Here is a 15750-nt window from a genome sequence, read left to right on the forward strand (position 1 = left end):
TACACAAAAGGGGATCAGACAGATGAATGCAGAGATTATTGCGGTAGGTTCAGAATTATTATTAGGTCAGATCACCAATACGAATGCCCGGTTTCTGTCCAATCACTTAGCGGAACTTGGCATTAATGTTTACTACCACACAGTTGTGGGAGATAACGCCGACCGTTTGGAAGATGCTATAACTATTGCAGAAAATCGTGCCGACTTGATTTTGTTTACTGGAGGGTTGGGGCCAACTAAAGATGACTTGACGAAAGAGTCTATTGCCCGGCACTTGGATACAACACTTGAGATGAATGAGGAAGCATTGGATTCGATTGTGGCGTTTTTTGAGCGTGCAGGCCGTCCCATGACGGAAAACAACAAGAAACAAGCTTTGGTGCTGAAAGATAGTGACGTTCTCGTCAACCACAACGGCATGGCGCCGGGGATGATGTACAAAAAAGACGGCCGTGTCTATATTCTTTTGCCCGGTCCGCCAAAAGAAATGGAGCCGATGTTCCAATTCGAAGCAAAGCCAAAGCTGGCTCATTTATTGAATAAAGAAGACGTCATCCTCTCCCACGTCTTGCGCTTTTATGGAATCGGCGAGGCTGAACTGGAAGATCGCCTGCACCACATTCTGGATAAGCAGTCGAACCCGACGATCGCACCGCTTGCTGCGGATGGCGAAGTGACGTTGCGCATTACGGCTAAAACCAACACGACTGAAGAAGCCTGGGACTTGATCAATGGAACCAAAGAAGAGATTTTGGATTTGGTTGGCCAATACTTATACGGCTATGATAACGATTCCTTGGCGTCTAAATCGATTGAGTTGTTAAAAGAACAAGGCAAGACCATCTCAGCAGCAGAAAGCCTGACTGCCGGGCTCTTCCAATCTGAATTGGCTTCTGTTGCTGGAGCGAGTGCTGTTTTAGCAGGCGGAGTCATTACGTATAACGAAGAAATGAAAGTCCATCAGCTTGGACTTTCTGCTGAATTGTTGGCTGAATACGGGGTCGTCAGCGAACAGACAGCTTTAGCGATGGCTGAAGCTGTGCGGGCCAAGTTTAAAACTGACATCAGCGTTTCATTGACTGGTGCGGCAGGCCCGGATGCTCACGGCGATCAGCCTGCTGGCACTGTCTGGATTGGCATTGCAACAGAGCAAGGTACCCAGTCTTATCGCCTTCAGCTTTCTGGCATGCGCAACACCAATCGGTTGCGCGCCGTTAAACTGGCGCTCCATTATGTCATTCGAACCTTAACAGAAGAAGACGCACGCAAAATTTAATTTTGCGTGTTTTTTTCTGCCCAAAAATGGGAAATGGCATCTATAGGACTTCTAAATGTGAAGTTCTAAAAAACAAAAGCGAATAAACGTTCGCTTTTTTCTTGTATATTTCTCAATAAGCTAGTATACTAGAAACAGGTAGAAAATTAGTTTTTCATTTAGAGGAGGATTTCTTTTGAGCGATCGTAAAGCAGCATTAGACATGGCGTTAAAGCAAATAGAAAAGCAATTTGGTAAAGGTTCTGTTATGAAATTGGGCGAAAAAACAGACCGTAATATCTCATCTGTTTCCAGTGGTTCGTTGGCATTGGATACAGCACTAGGAATAGGCGGATATCCGCGCGGACGTGTCATTGAAGTATACGGTCCGGAAAGTTCTGGTAAAACAACGGTTTCTCTTCATGCGATTGCAGAAGTCCAGGCTATTGGCGGAACAGCTGCATTTATCGATGCAGAGCATGCGTTGGATCCAGTTTACGCAAAAAATCTTGGCGTTAATATTGATGAATTGCTCCTATCCCAGCCGGATACAGGCGAGCAGGCATTGGAAATCGCTGAAGCGCTTGTCCGAAGCGGAGCAGTGGATATCGTCGTTGTCGACTCAGTTGCAGCACTTGTACCAAAAGCTGAAATTGAAGGAGAAATGGGCGATTCCCATATGGGCTTGCAGGCACGTTTGATGTCCCAGGCTCTTCGGAAATTATCAGGAATTATCAACAAGTCCAATACGATTGTGATCTTCATTAACCAGATTCGCGAAAAAATCGGTGTTATGTTTGGTAACCCGGAAACGACTCCTGGTGGACGTGCATTGAAATTCTATTCTTCTGTCCGTTTAGAAGTGCGTCGTGCTGAGGCATTGAAGTCTGGCACTGAAATTATTGGTAACAGAACCAAGATCAAAATTGTGAAAAACAAAGTAGCTCCACCGTTCCGTACAGCTGAAGTGGACATTATGTACGGAAAAGGAATTTCCCGTGAAGGTGAAATTGTCGATATCGGATCTGAACTGGAAATTATCCAGAAGAGCGGTTCATGGTACTCGTATAACGAAGAGCGCATTGGCCAAGGCCGCGAAAACGTTAAACAGTTCTTGATGAAAAATCCTGAAGTCCGCAATGAAATCTCCAACAAAATCCGTGAATCTTACGGAATGGGAGCAGCTTCTTATACAATCGCAGGCAACAAGGAAGAACCAGAAGACTTTAATCTATTGCTTGACGAAGATGACGAATAAGAACATCTCAATATTCTGGAAAAGTCGCCAAGCCATATGCTTAGCGGCTTTTCTTGTATGCAGCCAAAACGGCTTTGCGAGAAGCACACAATTCCGCAAGGTGCAGCTCGGCTATCTGCTGGAGCTAAGCGTTCGTTTTCGTATTGTCCAGCTCCAGCAGCCAACTCCTCGGGATGTAAGCCACTCCAACAATGCGGCTGAAGAGATGCCGCTTTGTCAGATTGTCTTACGCCGGTCGGAGCTAAGCGGCCGCTTCCGCTTTTCTGATTGTCCAGCTGCAGCGATCAGACTCTAGGGTCATAAGTCACTTTAACTGTGCGGCTGAAGAAACGCCGCTTCGCCAAAGCGCCTTATGCCCGTCGAGTCTACACAATCGCTTCCGCTTTTCTTATTGTCCAGCTCCAGCAGCCAACTCCTCGGGATGTAAGCCACTCCAACAATGCGGCTGAAGAGATGCCGCTTTGTCAGATTGTCTTACACCGGTCGGAGCTAAGCGGCTGCTTCCGCTTTTCTTGGGTTGACACGACATAAGTCCATCTATACAATTAAAATTGTATAATTTACTAATTATTAAACAGTTGAAACCGAAAAAATTTTATTATTCATCTTTTTTAACTGAAAAAATTCAATAGCAAGAGGAGGTGTCCGAATGGGTATTAATGAGTTCATCTTCGCTTTGCTTGGTGTCATCGTCGGTGTAGTTGTTGGTTATTTTGCATTGAAAAAAGCAAACGATTCCAATATTGCAGGCGCTAAAAATTCTGCGGAGCAAATTGTCGAAGATGCAAAACGAGAAGCTGAAGCGCTGAAAAAAGAAGCCTTATTGGAAGCGAAAGACGAAAATCATAAATTGCGTACTGAGTCAGAATCTGAAATTCGGGAACGCCGATCTGAACTACAAAGACAAGAAAATCGGTTGTTGCAGAGAGAAGAAAATTTAGATCGCAAGGATGATGCATTAAACAAAAGAGAAGCGAGTCTGGAACGCAAAGACGAAGCGCTCGCAGAAAAACAACAGCATATTGAACAGATGGAGAGCAAAGCTGAGGAGTTAGTCCGAAAGCAACAGTCAGAAATGGAACGCATTTCATCTTTGACACGCGAAGAAGCGAAATCAATCATCTTGCAGGACGTTGAAAAAGAACTTTCAACAGATATTTCCGTCATGATGAAAGAATCGGAAGCCCGCGCCAAAGAAGAATCGGACAAAAAAGCGAAAAACATTTTGTCATTGGCGATGCAGCGTTTTGCTGCAGACCATGTAGCAGAAACGACCGTATCAGTGGTCAACCTGCCAAACGACGAAATGAAAGGCCGCATCATCGGGCGCGAAGGACGCAATATCCGAACGCTTGAAACCTTAACTGGAATCGATTTGATTATCGATGATACGCCAGAAGCGGTTATTCTGTCAGGATTCGATCCTATTCGCCGCGAAACTGCGCGATTGGCTCTTGAAAAACTGGTATCGGATGGCCGTATCCATCCTGCACGCATCGAAGAAATGGTCGAAAAGTCAAGACGCGAAGTGGATGAACAAATCCGTGAAATTGGGGAACAAACCACATTTGACGTAGGTGTACATAACCTGCATCCTGACTTGATCAAAATTCTTGGGCGTCTCCGCTACCGCACAAGCTACGGACAAAATGTACTGAAGCATTCTGTGGAAGTTGCATTCTTGTCCGGGTTAATGGCAGCAGAGCTTGGAGAAGATGTGACACTCGCTCGACGTGCCGGCCTTCTGCATGACATCGGTAAAGCGATCGATCATGAAGTAGAAGGAAGCCATGTTGAAATCGGCGTGGAACTTGGAACCAAGTACAAAGAACATCCGGTTGTCATTAACAGTATTGCTTCCCACCACGGAGACACTGAAGCGACCTCGATCATTTCGGTCATCGTTGCTGCAGCAGATGCATTGTCTGCCGCTCGTCCAGGTGCAAGAAGTGAAACACTGGAAAATTACATCCGCCGTTTAGAAAAACTTGAAGAAATTTCCGAATCGTACGAAGGCGTTGAGAAATCATTCGCCATTCAAGCGGGACGCGAAATTCGCATCATGGTTCGCCCTGAACAAATCGATGATATGACGGCGCATCGTCTGGCCCGCGATATCCGGAAACGGATTGAAGAGGAACTGGATTATCCAGGCCATATCAAAGTGACGGTTATCAGAGAAACCAGAGCAGTTGAATACGCAAAATAATAAGGGTGAGGCTTCGATGAATGTCTATTCAAAGAAGCCTTTTTCTTATGGAAAAAGGTGAGTTTGTGAAAATTTTATTTATTGGAGATATTGTAGGGTCAATCGGAAGAGATGCATTGGAGTCGTATTTGCCAAGGTTGAAAAGAAAGTATTCGCCGGACGTCATCATTGCCAATGGCGAAAACGCAGCAGCCGGACGCGGCATCACCAAAGCCATTTATCAGGACCTACTATTCATGGGTGTGGACATGGTGACAATGGGCAACCATACGTGGGACCAAAAAGAAATTTTTGACTTTATCGATGAAGTGGATTATTTGATCCGTCCTGCAAACTTTTCAGACGAAGCGCCAGGACGCGGCATGGCGACTGTGACAAAAAATGGGCAGACCTTGTCTGTCATCAATTTGCACGGCCGTGTATTCCTGCCGCCGCATGGGGACCCGTTCGAAAAAGCGGATGAGCTTGTAGCGGAAGCCAAAGCGATTTCACCATTAGTGTTTGTGGATTTTCATGCAGAAGCGACCAGTGAAAAAATTGCCATGGGCTGGCATTTGGATGGTCGGGCTTCAGTTGTGGTCGGAACCCATACACATGTCCAAACAGCCGATGCCCGCATTTTGCCGAACGGCACAGCATACATTTCGGATGTTGGCATGACAGGGCCTTATGATGAAATTCTTGGAATGACCAAAGAAGCCGTATTGTACCGATTCAAGACCAATATGCCAACCCGTTTTGAAGTGCCAAAGCGCGGCCGCTCCGTAGTCAGCGGCTTCTTCACGGAAGTGGATGACCAAACGGGCAAAGCCACCTCTTTTGAACGGGTTTACATCAATGAAGATTACCCATTTCAAGGTTAAAAGGGAAGCTTTTTGACGAAACTCCGACAATTAGGGCAGACGTCTTGTAGAACATGCTTGGTTTTCAGTATAATAAAGTATCGTATAAAGGGTTTTTGTGGCTGAACTTCAGAGGAATTGGTGAGACAGAGAGCCGACTTACCACGAGCCGGACACAAATGTCCCCGAATGGATTGAGTGGGGTGTTTGTGTCAGGCGGAAATCTTGTCGACGATATCCGTTTACCTGTACAATCAAGTTCGGTGGCAATTCAAAAACCACGAAGAGCAATTCTTCACGAGTGTACTCGATCGAGCAGTCAAATGCATGAAAACTAAAAAATGGTCGTTGAACGGTAGACTTATAAAAATCGTGTCAGACCAAGAAGTGGGTGTCTAAAAATGACGTATACAAAACAAGAAATCGTCGCCAAAGCGCGCGAAGTAGCAGATATGATCGCAGCAACAGAAGAAGTGGATTTCTTTAAACGTGCAGAAGCACAAATTAACGAAAACCAGCAAATCCGCGAAAAAATTGCCAGCTTGAAGAGTTTGCAAAAGCAAGCGGTCAACTTCCAGGCGTATGGCAAAGAACGGGCGTTGACTTTGATTGAAGGCAAAATTGCCAAAATCGAAGAAGAAATTGACGCTGTGCCAATCGTTCAGGAATTCAAGCAATCCCAGAGCGACGTCAATTCATTGTTGCAAATGGTGTCAACAGCCATTGCCAACCAAGTAACAAACAACATCATCACTGAAACGGGCGGCGACTTGCTGCGCGGCGAAACCGGATCAAAAGTTCGCAACGACAAACCGGGAAGCTGTTAAAATAAAAGCGGAAGCGGCCGTTCAGCTCCGAAAGGCATAAGACAGACCAGCAGAGTGGCGCTCGTTGCCACGTAGCTGGGTTGGCTTATGACCCGAGGAGTTGGCCGCTGAAGCTGGACAAAATAAAAGCGGAAGCGGCCGTGTGTGGAAAGTAACCTAAGACCAACCCATACTTCCCTAAAGCATTCGACTGAAAGAGCCAAAGCTCTTTCAGTTTTTTCTTTTCCGCTTTGATTTTTGGTATAATGGAGAAACGACGAATCGATTTGAAAGAGGTTTTATAATGGCAGTGACACCGATGATGCAACAATATTTTCAAGTAAAGTCTGAATATCTGGATGCGTTTTTATTTTTCCGAATGGGCGATTTTTACGAGCTGTTTTATGATGATGCCATCAACGCATCGCAAATTTTGGAAATCACGCTGACAAGCCGTGGCGGAACTGGCGATGACCGGATTCCGATGTGCGGCGTTCCTCATCATGCGGCGAAAAACTATATTGATCAATTGATCTTAAAAGGCCATAAAGTGGCGATTTGTGAACAAGTGGAAGATCCGAAAACGGCCAAAGGAGTCGTCAAGCGTGAAGTGGTACGCCTGGTGACTCCAGGTACGCACACAGAAGGCAAGAGCGTGGATTCCAAATCCAATGTATTTTTAGCGGCTGCCGACGAACTGGCGGATGGGTTTGGCTTGTCTTACATTGACATCAGCACCGGTGAAGCAACTGCGACATACATAATGGGAACAGAGAAAGCTTTGCTTCAGGAACTGCAATCGTTGAATATCCGGGAGCTGGTGGTTTCGGAACAATTGTTTGTCTTGCTGAACGAAGAAGAGCAGAACTTGGTATTGTCCATTGAAACGATGGAAACGGCCTTCCCAGTGCCGCCTGCGCAAGTAGCAGAGTGCCCGGAAGACTTGCAAATGAGCTGTCAGCGTTTGCTGACGTATATTTCGCGTACGCAAAAGCAGTCTCTCGACCATATCCAAGCCTTCACGTATAAAGAAAACAATCAGCTGCTGAGCATCGATTTTCATTCAAAACGCAATTTGGAATTGCTGCAGTCGATTCGCGGTGCTGAAACCAAAGGCACGCTGCTATGGCTGTTGGATGAAACCGTCACGGCAATGGGCAGCCGGAAACTCAAGCAATGGCTGCATCAGCCGTTGGCGAACAAGCGCATGATCGAAGAACGCCAGCAAATGGTGGCGGCTTTGATCGATCAGTATTTCGTGCGTGTGGAGCTTCAGGGGCTGTTGAAAGAAGTTTATGACTTGGAACGCCTGTCCGGCCGCATCGCCTTTGGCAGTGCCAGTGGGCGCGATTTAGCGCAGCTTCGGAGCTCGCTGGAGAAAGTGCCGACACTTATTGAAGAACTGGCCAATTCCGGCAACCCTGCCTTGCAGGAATTCAGTGGGAAACTGGACCGCTGCATTGAGGTTTGTGAGTTGCTGCAGGCCATCAGCGAAAACCCGCCGCTGTCTTCAAAAGAAGGCGGCGTCATCCGTGATGGATTTCATCAGCAGCTGGACGAATACCGGGATGCTTCCCGCAATGGCAAGGATTGGATTGCAGAACTCGAACAAAAAGAACGCAAATTAACCGGCGTCAAAACCTTGAAGATTGGCTATAACCGGATTTTTGGCTATTACATTGAGATGTCCAAAGCCAATATGCATTTGGCGGATTTGGAGCGCTATGACCGAAAGCAGACTTTGGCCAATGCCGAACGCTATACCACGCCGGAACTCAAAGAAAAAGAAGCATTGATCTTAACGGCTGAAGAAGAAAGCCTGTCGCTGGAATACGATTTGTTCGTGGCCATCAGAGATGAAGTCAAACAGTATATTTCGCGCATTCAGCGCCTGGCTTCTTCACTCAGCGGACTTGATGTCTTTTTGAGTTTCGCCAACGTAGCGGAAAAATACCGCTTTGTGAAGCCGGACTTTAACGATCAAAATGAAATCTCAATTATAGAAGGGCGTCATCCAGTGGTGGAAAAAATGTTGAACAAGCAGCATTACGTGCCGAACGATTGTGTCCTAGCGGAAGGGCAGAACATGCTGTTGATTACCGGGCCGAACATGTCCGGTAAAAGTACGTACATGCGGCAAGTGGCCTTGACCATTGTGCTGGCGCAAATCGGCAGTTACGTGCCGGCGGAATCGGCAAACTTGCCGATCGTTGACCAGATTTTCACGCGCATCGGAGCAGCCGATGACCTGGTGTCAGGACAAAGTACGTTTATGGTAGAGATGCTCGAGTCGCAGTATGCCATTACCCACGCAACCAAAAACAGCTTGTTGCTGTTTGATGAAATTGGCCGCGGTACTTCGACCTATGACGGCATGGCACTTGCCCAGTCGATGATCGAATACATCCATCGTGAAATTGGCGCCAATACCCTGTTCTCAACTCATTACCACGAATTGACGGCATTGGAAAAATCGCTGGACAATTTGCGCAATGTCCATGTAGCTGCAATGGAACAATCAGGTAAAGTGGTCTTTTTGCACAAAGTGAAAAAAGGCCCAGCTGACAAAAGCTACGGAATTCACGTGGCCGAACTGGCCAATTTGCCGGAGCCAATCTTGGCACGTGCCCGTGAACTGCTAAAAACCTTTGAAGAAGACAAAAAACAACAGCCAAAAACGATCGAACAGTTATCGTTTTTCGACGACACAGATACCGAACGAGATGAAATCCTGCAGGCCATCACAGATGTGGAAGTATCTGCGATGACGCCGCTTCAGGCGCTGCAGATGCTGAACGACCTGCAGCAAAAGCTGACCAATAAGGAGTGAGACCATGGGCATCATTCGATTGATGGACGAACCTCTATCCAATAAAATAGCCGCTGGTGAAGTGGTGGAACGTCCGACTTCAGTCGTCAAAGAATTGGTGGAAAATGCCATTGATGCGGGGAGTACAGCCGTTGAAGTGCTACTCATTGAAGCAGGACTGACTTCCATTCAAATTATTGACAATGGTGCCGGCATGGACGCGGATGACGCCTTGCTGTCATTTTCCCGCCACGCCACCAGTAAGATCGCCAACGAACACGATTTGTTCCGAATCCGGACGCTCGGGTTCCGCGGGGAGGCACTGGCCAGTATCGCCTCGGTGTCCAAAGTGACCTTGCATACATCGGACGGTTCGAGCGGCACCTTTGTCCAGATGGAAGGCGGCCGCCTGACCGAGCACCGCGCCGGGTCTCTCAGAAAAGGAACGGACATCAAAATCGATCAACTGTTTTTTAATACACCCGCCCGGCTGAAATACATGAAGACGCTACAAACAGAGCTTGGCCATACGATCGATTTGCTCAACCGCTTTGCGCTGAGCTATCCGGGTGTGGCCTTCAAGCTGTTGCATGACGGCAGAACCATTTTGCAAACATCCGGCAGCGGAGAAATCAAACGTGTGCTGGCGGATATATACGGAGTGGCGATTGCCAAGAAAATGATTCCATTTGAAGGGCAGTCGCACGATTACAAAGTGTCGGGCTATGCATCGCTTCCGGAAATCACGCGCGCCAATAAAAATTACATTTCCTTGTTTGTCAACGGACGGTGGGTCAAGCATTACGCCATCGCCAATACGGTGCACAAGGCATACCATACCTTTTTGCCGCTCGAGCGGCAGCCGATTGTCGTGTTGAATATCGAAGGCGATCCGTATTTGACAGATGTCAATGTCCATCCGTCCAAGCAGCAGATCCGCCTAAGCAAAGAAAAAGAATTAATGGAATTAATACACGAGACTATTCGAAGAACCATCAGTACCGTGGTCCGTGCGCCAATCATCGACAAGCCCAAGCCGGTTAAACAAGCACCGACCAAGCAATTGGACTTGTGGAAAAGTTCCTTTACCGTACAGGAAACTAAGCCATCGCCGGCTCCTGAAGCAGAAGATTGGCACGAACTGCCGGCAGAGAAAGTGATCGAACCGACAAGATCAGTAAAACCATCAGAACCAATAGAACAGGATCCGCTGCCGCTGGATGAAGAACTTTCGCAAGAAGAACTGCCGGAGAAGGCTGACAGTCCGCAATTTCCTGAACTGGAAGTGGTGGGCCAGATTCACGGCACGTATATCGTGGCACAAAGCAACGACGGCTTTTACCTGGTTGATCAGCACGCTGCGCAGGAACGCATCAAATACGAATACTTCCGAGAAAAAGTGGGGGACATCGACAGCAATGAACGGCAGTCTCTGCTGCTGCCGCTGACTTTCCATTACAGCCGCGACGAAGCATTGCGATTGAAAGACAACCTGGATGTTTTGTCCGACAGCGGCGTGTTTCTTGAAGAATTCGGCGAGACTTCTTTTATTGTCCGGGAATACCCGACTTGGTTTCCAAAAGGGTTCGAACAGGAAGTCATTGAAGACTTGATCGAGCAAGTGCTGAACGACCGCAAAGTGGATGTCAAAAAACTGCGTGAAGATGCAGCCATTATGATGAGCTGCAAGCGGTCGATCAAAGCCAATCATTTCCTGCAAAAGCACGACATGGAGAGGCTGTTGGCGGATTTGAAAAATGCGGAGCAGCCCTTTACCTGTCCGCACGGACGCCCTGTAATCATTCACTTTAAAACTTATGATGTAGAAAAGATGTTTAAACGCGTGATGAATTAAACCTGTGGGAGCTTAGCCGAAATGGTTTTGGGTATTAATATAGAATAGAAGAAACGACTCAAGGAGGGGGACGGAGCATGCAGGCAAAAAGCGATTATATACGCGTCTCAGACGGCCACGAAATTTTTTATATGTACTACGAACCGCCGAGCCCGATTGGACACGTCCATATTATTCATGGCATGGGGGAGCACATTGGCAGATATGCTGAGTTTGCAGAGTACTTGGCCAACCGTGGCTTTGTGGTTTCAGGCCACGATCAGCGGGGGCATGGCCAAACGGCAGAACGCAACGGAGTACAAGGTTATTTTGCAGATGAGGACGGTTTTGAACGGGTAGTTGAAGATGCCCACAGCGTGATCTCCGAAGTGCAGCAAGCAACCGGCAATCTGCCGCTAATCCTATTCGGCCACAGCATGGGGTCGTTTGTTACCCGCCGCTATATGCAATTGCACAGTGAAGACATCAGCCGGGTCGTATTGTCCGGCACAGGGGGCAATCCGGGGGCAGCTGGAAAACTTGGTTTGGCGATAGCGATTGCTTCGGCCAAGACAGTGGGCAAGCAGCAGCAGAGCAAAGCCTTGGGGAAAATGACTTTCGGCAGCTTTAATAAACCTTTTAAAGATGAAGGTTCACCCTATGCCTGGCTGAGCCGCGACAAGGAAGAGGTAGCGAAATATGAAGCCGATCCTATGTGCGGTTTTGAATCGACCAACCAATTTTACATTGACCTATTTTCCGGGCTGGCAATTATCAACAAGCCGGCAGAAATTGCCAAAATCCGCAAAGACTTGCCGGTGCTGCTGATCAGCGGCTCGATGGATCCCGTTGGCAACAACGGCAAAGGGGTATTCAGTTCTGCGCAGCAATTTGTGGACGCCGGAATGAATCACGTCAAAGTTTATCTGGCGGAACAAGGGCGGCATGAATTGTTGAATGAAACCGATCGCTACGAGCATTTCGAACGGATTGGCGATTGGGTGTGCGGCAATGATTGATGTAATAGCCATTGTCGGCCCAACTGCTTCCGGCAAAACGGCGTTGAGCATTGAACTCGCGAAGCGGCTGAATGGCGAAATCATCAATGGCGATTCCATGCAAATATACCGGGATATGACCATCGGAACGGCTAAAATTTTACCGGAAGAAATGGCGGGTATCCCACACCATCTGTTGGATATCAAAGAACCCGATGAAAGTTTTTCAGTCGCGGAATACCAGACATTGGTACGGGAAAAAATCGCTGACATCCGCGCACGTGGAAAAATGCCGATTATCGTCGGCGGATCCGGGCTTTATGTCCAGGCGGTGCTGTTTGATTACCGCTTCTCAGTTGAACCGGTTGACCAAAGTTTGCGCGACCGTTTGCAAAAAGAACTGGAAGAGTTCGGTCCTGAACGGATGCATCAGAAATTGCTGGAGCTGGATCCAACTTCAGACATTCATCCCAACAACACTCGGCGCGTCGTCCGGGCAGTGGAGATTTTGATGAGCAGCGACCAGGAAAAAGGCGACCGGGAGCTGGCGTTGTCGCCAATGTACAACGAAGTGATCATCGGACTCGATGTTCCGAGAGACATCCTCTATGAACGCATCAATCAACGCGTCGACATCATGATGGAACGAGGGTTGATGGAAGAAGTCAAAGCTTTGCGGCAAAGAGGGATCCGGGAAGCTCAGTCGATTCACGCAATTGGCTACAAAGAGATTTATGCGTATCTTGACGGTCGCGGCAGCCTCGAAGAAGCCGTTGCAAAGCTGAAGCAAAACTCACGAAAATACGCCAAGAGGCAGTTTACTTATTTCAAAAACAAGCTGCCGATCTTTTGGATCGATGCGCGTCTCGACCTTGAAAAGAATCTTCAGGAAATAACGTCGTTCATGCAGGAAACGGACAGAAACTGTCGAATTGATAGACTGACGGCAAATCATACACAAGTAGAGAAATAGGGGGATTTACATGAAACCGATCAACATTCAGGATGTCTATTTAAATCAGCTTCGTAAAAACAATATTTACGTAACAGTCTTTTTACTCAATGGCTTCCAATTAAAAGGAACCATTAAATCCTATGATAATTTTACGGTGCTGGTCGAAACAGAAGGCAAGCAGCAATTGATCTACAAACACGCCATTTCGACCTTTTCTCCGTCAAAACCTGTCTCGATTGAGCACGAAGAGTAAAGGGGTGCCGGGCTGCAGCTGCAGCCTGGTTTTTTTATGGAAGTGGAGCAGGTGCAGCGCGTCTTATGCCTGTCGAATCTATACGGCTGCTTCCGCTTTTCTTTAGTTGACAGTTGCCGTTTGGGAGTATAGCATTTTCAGGTGAATACGATTTAATTTTCAGGAGGCGTACAGATGAAAACCATTACCGCAGATGAATTGCAACAACGAGTTGAGGCTGGAGAAGAGCTAAACATTATAGACGTTCGTGAGGACGATGAAGTCGCTGCAGGGATGATTCCTGGCGCCACACATATCCGGCTTGGCGAAGTGGCAGAACGCGTCGGGGAACTGGACGCGGAAAAAGAATACCATATGGTCTGCCGCGCTGGCCGCCGCAGTGAAATGGCTTGCAGTATTTTAGAATCGAATGACATTCAGACGGTCAACGTTGAAGGCGGCATGACGGCCTGGAACGGTGAAACCATCGCATAAAATAAAAAAAACAGATGGCCTGAATTTTCAGGCCATCTGTTTTTGTTTAGAAATTCCTCATACTATTTGAATTTTGCGTGCGGGTAATCTCCATTTGAAGGTGTAGGATAAAATCCGCAGTATGGTGATCAACACGAATAAAGAATAAAGCATAAGATCGGATTCGGCCAAGCCAAAACTGATAAACAGTCCAGCGAGCGCTGCCCATACGGCATAAATTTCCGATTTTAACACAAGCGGCTTTCGTCCTGCTAAAAGATCACGTATAATGCCGCCGCCTGATCCTGTTAATACGGCTGCTACAACAACTGCGTAAAACGGCAGTTCCAATTCAACGGCAAAAATGGCACCTTGCACCGCAAAGGCTGACAATCCGATGGCATCAAAAAAGTAGCCCCAGCGATTCCAATGGCCCAGCAATTTATGCGGAAACAAGAACACGATGGTAACCGAGATGAGGGCAAGCTGGAACATAAATTCCTGTTCCCATAATGCCGAGACAGGCACTCCTATCAACAAATTTCGGATGGCACCGCCGCCAAAGGCAGTAACAGCGCCGAGAAGGTAAACGCCAAAAATATCGTATTCTTCTTCCATGGCGATAATTGCGCCGGACACTGCAAACGCAATGGTCCCGATGGCGCTCAAAACTTCCCAAGCCATAAGGCTCCTCCTCCTTAACATACAACTCTATGAATTGTATCAGAATTTGACGCTATTTCAAGCCATGCCGCATAATAAGAAGAGAAGTCGAAAAGAATGGAGAATTACATGTTTACATTAATGAAAACAATAGAAGAAACCATCCAAGACCAGCTGCAATTGGCGGATGAAATGGCCTATATAAACCAAAAGAAAGTATTGGATGCTTTCCAAAATCAGCGGGTCAGCGATCATCATTTTAACCCATCAACAGGCTATGGTTATGACGACGAAGGACGCGATACACTGGAACGCGTATACGCAGAGGTTTTTAAAGCAGAAGCCGCACTTGTCCGCCCACAAATCATTTCGGGTACCCATGCGATCACCATCTCGCTTTTTGGCGTCCTGCGCCCAGGAGATGAATTGCTGTATCTGACAGGCAAGCCTTACGATACACTGGATTCCATTGTGTCCGGTGGCGAAAAAGACACGGGATCTTTGAAAGATTTCGGCATTAGCTACCAGCATGTGGCGTTAGGTCCGGACAATAAAATCGATTGGCCAGCAGCTGAACAAGCCATCAGCAGCAAAACAAAAGTCGTGGCCATTCAGCGCTCAAGAGGATACGATACGCGTCCGTCCTTTACAATAGAAGAAATCGAGGCAATGGTTTCAAAAGTTCGCCAACTGAAACCGGATGCTATTGTTTTTGTAGACAATTGCTATGGTGAATTTGTGGAAGAGCAGGAGCCAATCGAAGTGGGAGCGGATTTGATTGCAGGTTCTCTGATCAAAAATCCGGGCGGTGGCCTCGCTAAAATTGGCGGCTACATCGCTGGCAGAAAAGATTTGATTGAAAAATGTGGTTATCGCATGACATCTCCGGGTATAGGTGGAGAAGCAGGAGCTTCGCTGAATGCGTTGCCCGATATGTACCAAGGATTTTTTATGGCGCCGCACATTGTTTCGCAAGCATTAAAAGGCGCGGTATTTACATCAGCGCTGTTGGAAGATGCCGGAATGACTACAACGCCGCATTGGAGCGACAAGCGGACAGACTTGATTCAGTCGGTATCGTTTCAAACAGCAGAGCAGATGATTGCCTTTTGCCAAACAATCCAGGCAAGTTCGCCAGTCAATGCGCAATTCAAGCCAGAACCTGCTTACATGCCAGGTTACGAGGACGATGTTATCATGGCAGCTGGGACTTTTGTGCAAGGTTCAAGCATTGAATTGACAGCAGACGGTCCGATTCGTCCGCCGTATACCGCGTTCGTTCAAGGCGGATTGACTTATGAACACGTGAAGATTGCGGTATTGAATTCAGTAGATGCCTTAAAAAAACAAAACCTAATCTAATCTTTATCCCGTATATTCTATACGGGATATTTTTGTGTCAGAAAACATAACAT

14 protein-coding genes are annotated in these 15750 nt (G+C 47.3%); 13 read left to right on the plus strand and 1 reads right to left on the minus strand.

Annotated elements, in window-relative coordinates:
• Positions 1–22: 22 nt before the first annotated feature.
• The 12 genes from AC4EHK_RS06415 (at position 23) to AC4EHK_RS06470 (ending at position 13693) form a co-directional block, all read left to right on the plus strand.
• A complete protein-coding gene (locus AC4EHK_RS06415; protein ID WP_490977976.1) occupies positions 23–1276 on the plus strand; it encodes a competence/damage-inducible protein A in 1254 nt (417 codons plus the stop codon).
• Between the two features lie 175 nt (positions 1277–1451).
• Complete coding sequence (recA, locus tag AC4EHK_RS06420; protein WP_490977977.1) at positions 1452–2513, plus strand: recombinase RecA; 1062 nt, start codon at positions 1452–1454, stop codon at positions 2511–2513.
• Between the two features lie 649 nt (positions 2514–3162).
• Positions 3163–4722: a ribonuclease Y gene (gene rny, locus AC4EHK_RS06425; RefSeq protein ID WP_490977978.1), complete on the plus strand. Its 1560-nt coding sequence runs from the start codon at positions 3163–3165 to the stop codon at positions 4720–4722.
• A gap of 65 nt (positions 4723–4787) precedes the next feature.
• Positions 4788–5585, plus strand: a complete 798-nt coding sequence (locus AC4EHK_RS06430) for a TIGR00282 family metallophosphoesterase (protein WP_490977979.1) — start codon at positions 4788–4790, stop codon at positions 5583–5585.
• Positions 5586–5789: 204 nt separating this feature from the next.
• Positions 5790–5963, plus strand: a complete 174-nt coding sequence (locus AC4EHK_RS06435; protein ID WP_490977980.1) for a hypothetical protein — start codon at positions 5790–5792, stop codon at positions 5961–5963.
• Positions 5964–5965: 2 nt separating this feature from the next.
• A complete protein-coding gene (locus AC4EHK_RS06440; RefSeq protein WP_142826522.1) occupies positions 5966–6391 on the plus strand; it encodes a YlbF/YmcA family competence regulator in 426 nt (141 codons plus the stop codon).
• A 283-nt stretch (positions 6392–6674) separates the two neighbouring features.
• The gene (gene mutS, locus AC4EHK_RS06445; protein WP_490977981.1) at positions 6675–9200 is read left to right on the plus strand and encodes a DNA mismatch repair protein MutS; all 2526 of its coding nucleotides are present in this window, start codon (positions 6675–6677) and stop codon (positions 9198–9200) included.
• Between the two features lie 4 nt (positions 9201–9204).
• Positions 9205–11034, plus strand: coding sequence for a DNA mismatch repair endonuclease MutL (gene mutL / locus AC4EHK_RS06450; RefSeq protein ID WP_490977982.1), 1830 nt, complete (start codon positions 9205–9207; stop codon positions 11032–11034).
• Positions 11035–11111: 77 nt separating this feature from the next.
• Complete coding sequence (locus tag AC4EHK_RS06455; protein WP_490977983.1) at positions 11112–12032, plus strand: alpha/beta hydrolase; 921 nt, start codon at positions 11112–11114, stop codon at positions 12030–12032.
• A complete protein-coding gene (gene miaA / locus AC4EHK_RS06460) occupies positions 12025–12984 on the plus strand; it encodes a tRNA (adenosine(37)-N6)-dimethylallyltransferase MiaA (RefSeq protein ID WP_490978934.1) in 960 nt (319 codons plus the stop codon). The genes AC4EHK_RS06455 and miaA overlap by 8 nt, the downstream gene beginning before the upstream one ends.
• Positions 12985–12994: 10 nt before the next feature.
• Positions 12995–13219, plus strand: coding sequence for an RNA chaperone Hfq (gene hfq / locus AC4EHK_RS06465; RefSeq protein WP_490977984.1), 225 nt, complete (start codon positions 12995–12997; stop codon positions 13217–13219).
• A gap of 174 nt (positions 13220–13393) precedes the next feature.
• Positions 13394–13693, plus strand: a complete 300-nt coding sequence (locus AC4EHK_RS06470) for a rhodanese-like domain-containing protein (RefSeq protein WP_490977985.1) — start codon at positions 13394–13396, stop codon at positions 13691–13693.
• A 57-nt stretch (positions 13694–13750) separates the two neighbouring features.
• Here AC4EHK_RS06470 and AC4EHK_RS06475 read toward each other — a convergent pair whose 3' ends face one another.
• Positions 13751–14356 carry a trimeric intracellular cation channel family protein gene (locus AC4EHK_RS06475; RefSeq protein WP_490977986.1) on the minus strand — a complete coding sequence of 202 codons (606 nt, stop codon included), beginning with the start codon at positions 14354–14356 and terminating at the stop codon, positions 13751–13753.
• 96 nt (positions 14357–14452) lie between these two features.
• Here AC4EHK_RS06475 and AC4EHK_RS06480 point away from each other — a divergent pair, with 96 nt between their 5' ends.
• Positions 14453–15697 carry a methionine gamma-lyase family protein gene (locus AC4EHK_RS06480; protein ID WP_490977987.1) on the plus strand — a complete coding sequence of 415 codons (1245 nt, stop codon included), beginning with the start codon at positions 14453–14455 and terminating at the stop codon, positions 15695–15697.
• Positions 15698–15750 lie beyond the last annotated feature (53 nt).

Source organism: Planococcus sp. TJ-307, assembly GCF_058268435.1.

Excerpts from the sequence above, each read along its gene's own strand:
- AC4EHK_RS06475 (WP_490977986.1), bottom strand. The coding sequence starts at position 14,356 with ATGGCTTGGGAAGTTTTGAGCGCCATCGGGACCATTGCGTTTGCAGTG.
- AC4EHK_RS06470 (WP_490977985.1), top strand. The coding sequence starts at position 13,394 with ATGAAAACCATTACCGCAGATGAATTGCAACAACGAGTTGAGGCTGGA.
- rny (WP_490977978.1), top strand. The coding sequence starts at position 3,163 with ATGGGTATTAATGAGTTCATCTTCGCTTTGCTTGGTGTCATCGTCGGT.
- mutS (WP_490977981.1), top strand. The coding sequence starts at position 6,675 with ATGGCAGTGACACCGATGATGCAACAATATTTTCAAGTAAAGTCTGAA.
- miaA (WP_490978934.1), top strand. The coding sequence starts at position 12,025 with ATGATTGATGTAATAGCCATTGTCGGCCCAACTGCTTCCGGCAAAACG.
- AC4EHK_RS06440 (WP_142826522.1), top strand. The coding sequence starts at position 5,966 with ATGACGTATACAAAACAAGAAATCGTCGCCAAAGCGCGCGAAGTAGCA.
- AC4EHK_RS06480 (WP_490977987.1), top strand. The coding sequence starts at position 14,453 with ATGGAGAATTACATGTTTACATTAATGAAAACAATAGAAGAAACCATC.
- AC4EHK_RS06455 (WP_490977983.1), top strand. The coding sequence starts at position 11,112 with ATGCAGGCAAAAAGCGATTATATACGCGTCTCAGACGGCCACGAAATT.
- mutL (WP_490977982.1), top strand. The coding sequence starts at position 9,205 with ATGGGCATCATTCGATTGATGGACGAACCTCTATCCAATAAAATAGCC.
- AC4EHK_RS06415 (WP_490977976.1), top strand. The coding sequence starts at position 23 with ATGAATGCAGAGATTATTGCGGTAGGTTCAGAATTATTATTAGGTCAG.
- hfq (WP_490977984.1), top strand. The coding sequence starts at position 12,995 with ATGAAACCGATCAACATTCAGGATGTCTATTTAAATCAGCTTCGTAAA.